We start from the raw sequence: 9539 nt of genomic DNA, 5'->3' as shown, positions 1-9539 counted from the left end.
GAAACTCAAAGGAATTGACGGGGGCCCGCACAAGCGGTGGAGCATGTGGATTAATTCGATGCAACGCGAAGAACCTTACCAGGGTTTGACATGATACGAATTTCTTTGAAAGAAGAAAGTGCCTGTTGGAACGTATACACAGGTGGTGCATGTCTGTCGTCAGCTCGTGTCGTGAGATGTTGGGTTAAGTCCCGCAACGAGCGCAACCCCTACTGTTAGTTGCCAGCACATGATGGTGGGCACTCTAACGGGACTGCCGGTGTCAAACCGGAGGAAGGTGGAGATGACGTCAAGTCCTCATGGCCTTTATATCCAGGGCTACACACGTGCTACAATGGCAAGGACAAAGTGAACCAAGATCGCGAGATGGTGGAAATCACAAAAACCTTGCCCCAGTTCGGATTGCAGGCTGCAACTCGCCTGCATGAAGTTGGAATCGCTAGTAATCGCGGATCAGCTATGCCGCGGTGAATGTGTTCCTGAGCCTTGTACACACCGCCCGTCAAGTCATGGGAGTCGGGAATGGCCGAAGTCGCCTCATTACGGAGGTGCCGAAGCCAGGCTCGATGACTGGGACTAAGTCGTAACAAGGTAGCCGTAGGGGAACCTGCGGCTGGATCACCTCCTTTCTAAGGGATTATTTAGAACACGTAACAGAACCTTCGGGTTCCGCTGGTGCGAACCAGCCGTGAAACTAGTCAGCATTACCTCGCCGGAGTTTACTCTCCGAAACGGTGTCGGTAACGGCATCGAATGGCATCCCGCCTATTCACTTGTTGAAACACGCAGCCGCCGCTCTTCACGGAGCGGCGGTTGTTTTTGTTGCGCCCGGTCGTTCGGTATGCTCCACTGTGCATGGCTTATCGACTTCTCGAAAACTGGGATAACCGCAATGCATGACTTTGAGTCACTGCTCAGCGGAGGCCATCACAACTCGCTCGGCCACACGATCGAGGTGGTCGAACTTGTGCTTGCCGATCGGAAACTTCTCGCGAATCTCCTTGATTGCTATCGCTCTAGCGATGAGCTTGTTCGGTTGCGGGTGTCCAACGCACTCAAACGCGTTACGATAGCCCAGCCGACGTGGGTCGCCGACTACATTGAAGATCTCCTGTCGTGGATCGCCGACATTGATCAGCCTTCAACGCAATGGACGCTTGCGATCGTGTTTGACCTTTTGCGGGGTCAAATGGGCCGAGAGCAGTTCGCTAGGGCGACCGGTATCGTCAAACGCAATCTTGCGGACCACGACGATTGGATCGTGCTTAACAACTCGATGAAAACGCTTACCAAATGGTCGGCACATGTCGACGGTTTGGCCGAATGGATGCTTCCACACCTTCATCGCCTCGCATCGGATACGCGCAAATCGGTGGCGGCCAATGCACGAAAATCACTCAAGTCGTTGAACGCACAAAGTCTGATGCCGGGTTGAAGGCAGCATTTCGCAATGAGTTCTCATCGCTTCTTCCCCGGCCGATTCGGTTTTCCTAGCCGCGACTGTTCGGCGGGAAGGCGTGAGTCCAAACCTTCAGGACACCGAAGCCTCCCCGGTTAACAGTGGAAGCTGACGGTCGGAGATGGTGATGGTCAAGGGCGTCTTGCCTGCCGCTTCGCCGTCGATTTGCACGGGGGCGGGGCGGTCGGCATCGATGCGGACTTGCTTGCCGCGGGCGGTGGTGACGCCTTCGAGGCGGTGGTGGTGGCCGGCCCAAGCGGCGGCGGTGAGTTTGAGCAGGTGGCCGATGTGGCTTGCGGGCAGCAGGCACACGTCGAGGATGCCGTCGTCGCTGCGGGCGTCGGGGAGCAGAGGAAAGCCGGTGCCGTACTCGGGGGCGTTGGCACAGAAGGCGAGGCCGCGTGTGGGCGGGGCGATGCGTTCGCCATCGACGGTGATCGTCAGTTCAGGAAAGTCGTAGCGCAGCACAGCGGAGAGGGCGGCGGGGACATAGTCGATCTTGCGAATGGGCCCGCTGCGGGCGGTCTGCAGTGCGTGGATGACGTGGCCATCGAGGCCGACGCCGGCCATGAGTAAGAACAACCCTTGATTGGTGTCCGCGATGTCGAGACGTTGAACCCGTCCCCGTCGCACCGCAGCAGCGGCGATCTCGGCGCGTTTTTCGATTCCCAACGGTGAAAGCGTATCGGTGCCCGTGACCATTCGTTGCACCGGCCCGAGCAACCCGAGCAGGTCCGTCGGGTCCGGCCGAAACAAGCCCGGCGGAATCATGCCCACGTGCTGGGCCATGAGGTTCGCCGTTCCCAGCGGCACCACGCCGATCGGCGGCAGTTCACCCGGCAATGCCGCGAGCAGTGCCGACACCACCGTCCGCAGCGTTCCGTCCCCACCGACCGCGAGCACGCCATTCGCGCTGGCCCAGCGTTCCGTCTCGACTTCGTGTGCGATCCGTGGTTCCAGAACTGCTCCCGGCAACCGCCGCGCGATTGCCTCCGCCACGGCACGCCCTTTCCCGCGGCCGGCGATCGGATTGAAGCAAACGAGAATGGGGGAGGAATGACGAATGGCGAGTTCCCGAATGACGAATCAAATTCAAAGTCCGAATGATGAAAGATACGCCGCTCCTTCGTCATTCGGGAACTCGTCATTCAGCACTATCTCACGCGTAGCTGCTGACCACTTCCTCGCCGGTGTCGCGGTCGGCGGCGAGTCGGTCGATGACGCCGCTGGTGCGGAGCTCGGCCAGGGGGTTTTCGGGCAGACCGTTGCCCTTGCGCCATTCGGCGAGCATGGGGCGGACATCCTTCTCGTAGGCGTCGCGCAGGCACTCCTCGGCGGCGGTGATGTCCCCCTTGGCCTGAGCGTCGGCGAGCTTCTTACGATCGACGAGGCGGGCCTTGAGGTAGAGCTTCTGGGCCTGGTCGACGGTCTGCACCATCGCCTCAAGCTTGGGCTTGAGGTTGTGCGATTGGTCGACCATGTACGCGATGGCCGGTTCGGCGTTGCGGTCGGCCGCGAACTGGGCGATCTCGCTGAAGATGCGGAAGACGGCGTAGGGGTCGATGGACCCGAGTGTGAGGTCGTCGTCGGCGTACTTGCGGTCGTTGAAGTGGAAGCCGCCGAGCATGTCGTCATCCAAGAGGAACGAGACGATGTGCTCGATGTTGCAGCCCGGGAGGTGGTGGCCGGTGTCGACGAGGACTTTTGCCTGCTTGCCGGCCTTGCGGCTGAACGCGGCGGCCATGCCCCAGTCGGCGATGTCCGTGTGGTAAAACGCCGGCTCGAACGGCTTGTACTCGACGAGCATCGTGCCATCGCTGGGCAGCGCGTCGTGAACTGTCTTGAGCCCGTCTTCGAGGCGGCGCTTGCGGGCGACGATGTTGTCCTGGCCGGGGTAGTTCGTGCCGTCGGCGAGCCACATGCTCAGCAGGTCACTGCCCGTATGCTTCATCAGCTCAACCGAGTAGAGCGTGTGATCGACGGCCGACTTGCGTGCCGCGGCGTCGGGCGAGCAGAAGCTGCCGAGTTTGTACTGCTGGTCCTGGAAGATGTTGGGGTTGATCGAGCCGACGGCGATGCCGTGCGACTCGGCCAGCTTTTTCGTCTCGGCCCCGGCGGTCTCGGTGGCCTGGCTCACGTCAAAGTCCCACAACACGTGCACCGCGACCGTCGGGCACGCACCGGTGAGTTTGTGGACCAGCCCAGCATCGTGGAACTTGTGCGCGGTCGTCCGTGCCGCCGCCTTCTGGTGGAACTTGCCGAACCGCGTCCCCGTGTCGGCAAAGCCCCAGCTGGGCAACTCGATCTTGAACTCGTCCAGCGCGGTCAGCGCGTCGTCTTGAATGGGCATGGGGATGGATTGGGTGATTTGTGATTTGAGAACTTGCGTCTGGCGAGCGCCAAATCGCAAATCGACTCAGTAGACCGAATCGGGGAAGTAAAACTGCTCGGCGTTTTCGGGCGTGACCAGTTGGATGCCGATGCGGACGTCGCGTTGGTCGCCGCCGGTGCTGGTGGGTTCGTCACTCAGTTGCGTGGTATCGAGGTTGAGGTGGTCGGGGATCGCGTCGGCGACGGCGGTCTCGGGCTGGCCGGTGGCGTGGGCGGCGCCGAGGTGGATGCCGGCCGCGATCATGCCGGGTGGGTAAGTCACGTTCGCCGGGAACAGTCGATCGCCGTCACGCACCCGCTTGACGATGTCCTTCATCCCGGCCCCGCCGAGGATCCACATCTCCTCGGTCCGGCCCGCTTCGTTCAGCGCCTTTTCCACGCCTAGTGCCATGTCGTCATCGCTCGCCCAGACCGCGTCGATCTCGGGGTGTTGTTGGAGCATCGCAGCGAAGACGTTGTACGACTTCTCGCGATTCCACTCACCGTGCTGGACGTCAAGAATCTCGATACCGGCGTGCTTGCCGATTTCTTCTTCGAAGGCGCTGAAGCGTTCGTTGTCGATCTCGACGGTCATGCCGCGTAGGACGACGATCTTGCCGGTGCCGTTGAGTTGCTCGGCCATGAACTCCGCGGCAACCTGGCCGAAGCGCGCGTTGTCGCCGGCGACGTACAGGTCGGCGATCGGGTCGGAGAGCCCGCGGTCGACGCTGACGATGTACACGCCGCGATCCTTCGCCCGACGCAGCGCCGGCAACAGCGTGTCGCTGTTCATCGGCAACACGACCAGCGTCTGCACGCCTGCCTCGACCATTGCGTCGATCTGCGCCGACTGCTTCTCGGCGGAGTCGGCTTTCTGGTAGGTCCACTCGATGTCGGGATAGGCGTCGATGGTTTCCTGGGCCCAGTACCCGACGCCGGCGGGCCAGCCGTGTGTCGCGGTCGGGATCGAGACGCCGACCTTCGGCGGGGCATCGCTCTCGCCGACGGGTTCGTCGCCGGCGCAGCCGAGCAGGGAAAGTCCGAGCAGGAAAACGAGAAGGCTCCTCAGCATGGCATCAGCGTATCGCAAGGCCGAGAAAGTTTGAAGGGGGAGGGTGAAGTGGCAAAGCACGAGTCCCTCAACTTCACCCGTCTCACTTCATTCCCGGCTGAGCTTCTGCACCAGTACCGCCGCGATGATGATCGCGCCGGTGACCAAGCCCCTTGCATCGTCGGGGATGCCGAGGAAGACCATGACGTTTCGGATCACGCCCAGCAGCAGAACGCCGATGACGGTGCCGACGACCGAGCCTCGGCCGCCGGTCATGCGTGTGCCGCCAATGACCACTGCGGCGATCGCGTCGAGCTCGAGGAGCGTGCCGGAGTTGGCCGTGTTGATCGACTCGAAGTCCGACGCGAGCAGTAGCGCGCCGATGCCGACGCACACGCCGAGCAAGACGTACGTCATGAGCTTGACGCGTTCGACGTGCAGGCCGGAGAAGCGGGCGGCGGTTTCGTTGGACCCGACCGCGACGAGCTTTCGGCCGAACACCGTCCGCGTGATCACGACATGCCCGACGACCGCGACGGCGATGAACGCGAGGCCGGCGTAGGGGATGCGGTAGGGCACACGCGCCGGGCCTGGGGCGATGTCGGTGCCGGGGATGGCGATGCCGCCGCCGAGGGCGCGGAAGATGGCGTTCTCCTCGGCCGGCACCATCCCGCCATCGGCGAGCAACACCGCCGCGGATCGGAAAGCGACGAGCGTCCCGAGCGTCGCGATGAACGGGGCGATCTTGCCGTAGCCGATGAGCCCGCCGTGGAGCAAGCCGCCGAGCGATGCAACGCCGACGGTCACCGCAGCGGTAACAAGGAAGCTCCCGCTGGCGTTGAGCGCGAGAATCCCGACGGCTCCGGCAAACGCGAGCAGCGAGCCGACCGACAGATCAATGCCGCCAAGCAGGATCACCAGCGTCATCCCGACCGCGACGATGCCCAGCGGCGCATTGGACTCGACGATCTGCGAGAGGTTGGCGGCGGAGAGGAAGTTGGGTTGAAGAATACCCGTGATGAGCACAAGCAGTCCGAGCACGAGCGCGGACCAGATCCATGCGGGCAGGCGTTGCAGGGCGGACACGGCGCCGATGGTAAAAGCTCGCGTCTGATTCACCACTCCACTTAGCAGCCGGGCGATTACATCGCCCTGGCCGCGAGCGTCATCGCGGCCAGGGCGACGTAGTCACCCGGCTACTTGATGCGCTACAAAGGGACCTACCGAATCAACACCGACAGGCGTCCATTGGTTTCGTCGAGGTTGGTGATGTAGATGCGGTCGCCGGCACGCGCCGTGTGAATCTCACGGCCACCGTTGTCGATGAAGTCGTAGGCCCAGCCCGACTGCCCGGCCTCGCGGGTCGCACGGACCAGGCGATCGTCTTTCGCGTCGCGGTAGAAGATGGAAGTCACGCCACCGTCGACGCGCAGCTCGCTGTAGATCCCGGCACTGCGCCCGGAGCCGACCCCGTCGAGGCGGACCACCGACCAGACGCCGGCATTGTCGCGCTCCGCGAACTTCAGCGACGTGTCCGGCGAGGACTCGTAGTAACTCACGCGCGGCTCCCAGCGTGAGCCGACGACGTCGAAGCCGATCGACAGGTACCCGCCGGCGATGCTCATCTCGGGATCGCTGATCGTCTCGACGACCCAGCTGCCGTCGAGGCGGTGGGCGTACTCGTACTGGCCGTTCGAGGTGTTCTCGAAACCGACGACAAAGCCGTAGTCGCGGCCGGGCTCGTTGGGGTCGTTACGCAATTCCGGGAAGCGGCCGACGTCGGTGCCGCCGTGGACGCCGTCGATGAACACGTCGATCTTCCAGCCGGCGGTGATCGCGTCGTCGCCGCTAGCACCTTGAGCGTCGGCGATGTTGAGCGAGCCGGAGGTGCGGTCGTAGTACGCGATGATCGGGACGTTGGTGTCGCGCGAGAAGATCAGCGACGGGTATTGGCCGACACTGCCGGTGCTGTCAACGGTGCGTGTCTGCCAGACGCCGGCGTCGAGGATGGCGTACTTCAGATCGCCGGCGTTGCCGTCGAAGTAGGCGACGGCCGGTCGGCCGGCGTTGTCGATCGCAAGGTCAGGGTATTGCCCGACGAAGGGCGCGCTGTCGTCGACGATCGTCGCGGTGCTCCAAGTGCCGGTCGCGACGTTGCGGACGCTGTGGTTCAGGTGCGTCGTGGTTCGGTCGAGCCAGACGGCGTGGAGGTTGCCCGAGGCGTCGGCGGCGATGTCGTTGAACGTGCCGTCGAAGCCGAAGCCCGCGTCGGTCGGCGTCACGCCGGCGGGGTCAAAGGTGATGCTGTGCGTTTTGCCGCCCGTGGTGAGCGTGACGGCGAACGGCTGATCGGCTTCGAGCTGCGGCGTGTCGATCGTCACCGTCGCGTCCGGTGTCGTGCGCCCGTCGTAGAGCTCCACGTGCGTCAGGAAGATCGCCGTCTTCGCGTCCCGGCTGAAGGTGAACCGCTTGGCCGGCGTGGTTAGTCCCGACGCGTTGATATCGGTGACGAAGGTGTTCTCGAAGCCGAAGTCGGTGGAAGTGATCGGCGTGATCGCCACGTTTCGGCCGGCGTCGGCGTAGCGCGTCTTGGCGTAGCCGAGCGAGGTGCCGGTCGTTTCGGCGGCGGCTTCGTCGGGGAGACTGAACGAGACTTCGTAGTCGTGTACCGCCGACGCCGCGACGAAGTCGGCGACGAGCAAGTTGCCACCGTAGTCGTACCAGATCGAACGCGTGACCTTCGGTGAGCCGGCGAGGCTGGCGTAGCCGTCGTGGCTCGCGGTGACTTGTGCGTAGTCCCGCGCGAAGTCGTGGCTGAAGGTGATGCCCGGATGACGCTGCGGGCCGGTGCCGTCGGGGTCTTCCATGACGGCCACGTTCTGCCCGTCGACGTTGAGCGTGTTGTGTGCGCGGGTGGAGATGACGTAGTCGCGCTCGGCCGAGTCGTCGTACTGGTACGGGCCGGGATCGATCACGAGCGGTCGGCCGCCGGAGAAGACTTCGATGCCCAGCGGGTCGTAGTGTCCGTGGAAGCCGCCCTTGGGCCCGGCGTCGAAGGTAATCTGCGTCGCATCGGCACCGTCGTCGCTGCGCAGCACGAAGTAGCCCGCGTCGGTCAGCGCGAACGTATTGCCGCGTGCGCCGAGCGCGCCCGGCGGATTGGGTGGCACCTTCATGAACGGCCGCGTCTTCTCTTCGCCGAGCAACCACACGTCCCGCGTCCGCGGCTTGGCGAACGGCTCGCTGCCGAGGTTGTAGAGCGTCTCCCCCGGCAGGTAGGTGTTGGGCGTCGTGTCGGACACGCCGCGTTCGACGGTGACGACGTTGCCGCTGACGTCGGTGACGCGCATGACCTCGCGCTGCTTGGTGGTCGCGAGGAAGTCGCCAACCTCGAAGCCCGCTGCGTTGGTCACGGGGAAGCTCACCGTGGCGGTGTTGACCGAGCCGTTGAACGTCGTCTCGAACGCGTTGATTTTGCCTAGCGCGGTGCCGGCTTTGAGGAAGAGCGTGTAGCTCGGGATGCGGTAGGTGTCGCCGATGCCGGGGCGTTCACCGTTGGGGCTGACGAGCTGGCGGTAGGCTTCGACGGCGTTGTCGATCGTGTCGACCGCATCGCCCCAGGCGTCGGCCTTGCCGTTGCGCTGGTCGAGCAGGTACGACTCGATGAGCTCGTTGGCGATGACGAGCTGGTAGCCGGGCGACTGTTCGATGTGCCCGCCGTCGGGGTAGACCTGGGCGTTCATCGAGTCGATGAGCAGTTGCCGACCGGTCTGCTCCCACGCCGCGGCGTTGTCGAGTTCGGGCAGCATCACGCCCAGCCCGTGCAGCGCCCGACCCAGCGACAGCACGCGGTTGTTGGCGATGCTGTTGGAGGCGCGCAGCTCGTTGGCGTAGCGGTTGAGCGCGTCGCCGTGCTGGATGAGCTTGTAGAGGAAAAGCGTGTTCGCCTGCTGGGTCATGTGCGGCGACCCGAGCAGGTGGAAGTAGCCCCACGTCCACGACTGCGTCCGCAGCGAGAGGTCGAGGAAGTTGTCGGTCGAATCGACGTCAGTGCGGTGCTCGCCGGACCAGTCGGCGAGGTGGTAGAGCATTTCTTCCGCATACTTCGCCTCGCCGCTCGGGGCGGCCTGCAGCGCGTCGGTGAGGTGGTACCAGTACTCGAAGCGGTTGAGCGTGTTGACGAACTCCGAGCCGGCCCCGGCGAGGGTGCCGTTGTTCTCCGGGTTGGACCAGTCGATGTCGCCGGCGAGTTCGACGATGAAGCTGTTGGAGGAGTTGTCCGCGGGGAAGCGGCGATCGTCGACCATGCTGTCCGAGTAGCCGATCGGCTTGGACTCGTCGAGGTTGACCCGCAGGTAGTCGCCCAGCGCGGCGGCGTCTTCGTCGTCGAAGTACCACGCCACGTTCGTGCGGTCCTTTATGTGGTTGAAGAGCAACTCGTCGAACGCGCCGAAGGCGCGGGACGATCCCGACGGCAGCTTCGATTCGAGCAGGGCTTGATCGCCAAAGTTGTCGAGGCGGGCAACCAGGTCCGCACGCATGGAGCGGTCGAGCCACTCGACGTTGTCCGGCCGGACTCCGTCCGGCGTCGTCAGCAGTCGGCGTTCTTCAAGCGATTCGAGATCGAAAAGGCACGGCGTTGTTTTACTCATGGGCGTC

At 63.7% G+C, this 9539-nt stretch carries 6 protein-coding genes and 1 rRNA gene; 2 read left to right on the top strand and 5 right to left on the bottom strand.

All coding sequences use genetic code 11. The features are described from left to right. Positions 1 to 629, top strand: a 16S ribosomal RNA gene (locus AAGD32_09930); the annotation flags it as partial. A gap of 59 nt (positions 630 to 688) precedes the next feature. After that, the gene (locus AAGD32_09925; protein ID MEM8874565.1) at positions 689 to 1435 is read left to right on the top strand and encodes a hypothetical protein; all 747 of its coding nucleotides are present in this window, start codon (positions 689 to 691) and stop codon (positions 1433 to 1435) included. Between the two features lie 96 nt (positions 1436 to 1531). Here the strand turns inward: AAGD32_09925 and AAGD32_09920 are convergent, their stop codons facing one another. From AAGD32_09920 to AAGD32_09900, 5 genes are all read right to left on the bottom strand, one after another. Then, on the bottom strand, positions 1532 to 2506 hold the full coding sequence (locus AAGD32_09920) for a diacylglycerol kinase family protein (protein MEM8874564.1): 975 nt from the start codon (positions 2504 to 2506) through the stop codon (positions 1532 to 1534). 112 nt (positions 2507 to 2618) lie between these two features. Continuing rightward, a complete protein-coding gene (locus AAGD32_09915; protein MEM8874563.1) occupies positions 2619 to 3809 on the bottom strand; it encodes a TIM barrel protein in 1191 nt (396 codons plus the stop codon). Positions 3810 to 3875: 66 nt separating this feature from the next. Beyond that, positions 3876 to 4901: an ABC transporter substrate-binding protein gene (locus AAGD32_09910; protein MEM8874562.1), complete on the bottom strand. Its 1026-nt coding sequence runs from the start codon at positions 4899 to 4901 to the stop codon at positions 3876 to 3878. An 87-nt stretch (positions 4902 to 4988) separates the two neighbouring features. After that, positions 4989 to 5966 (bottom strand): ABC transporter permease, encoded by a 978-nt coding sequence (locus AAGD32_09905; protein MEM8874561.1) that lies wholly within the window; start codon positions 5964 to 5966, stop codon positions 4989 to 4991. A gap of 134 nt (positions 5967 to 6100) precedes the next feature. Continuing rightward, positions 6101 to 9532: an alginate lyase family protein gene (locus AAGD32_09900; GenBank protein ID MEM8874560.1), complete on the bottom strand. Its 3432-nt coding sequence runs from the start codon at positions 9530 to 9532 to the stop codon at positions 6101 to 6103. Positions 9533 to 9539: the final 7 nt, after the last annotated feature.

It is taken from the genome of Planctomycetota bacterium, assembly GCA_039182125.1.
Classification (GTDB): domain Bacteria; phylum Planctomycetota; class Phycisphaerae; order Tepidisphaerales; family Tepidisphaeraceae; genus JBCDCH01.
The sequence above is the reverse complement of the archived record's forward strand: the minus strand, read 5'-3'. Positions and strand labels throughout refer to the sequence as shown.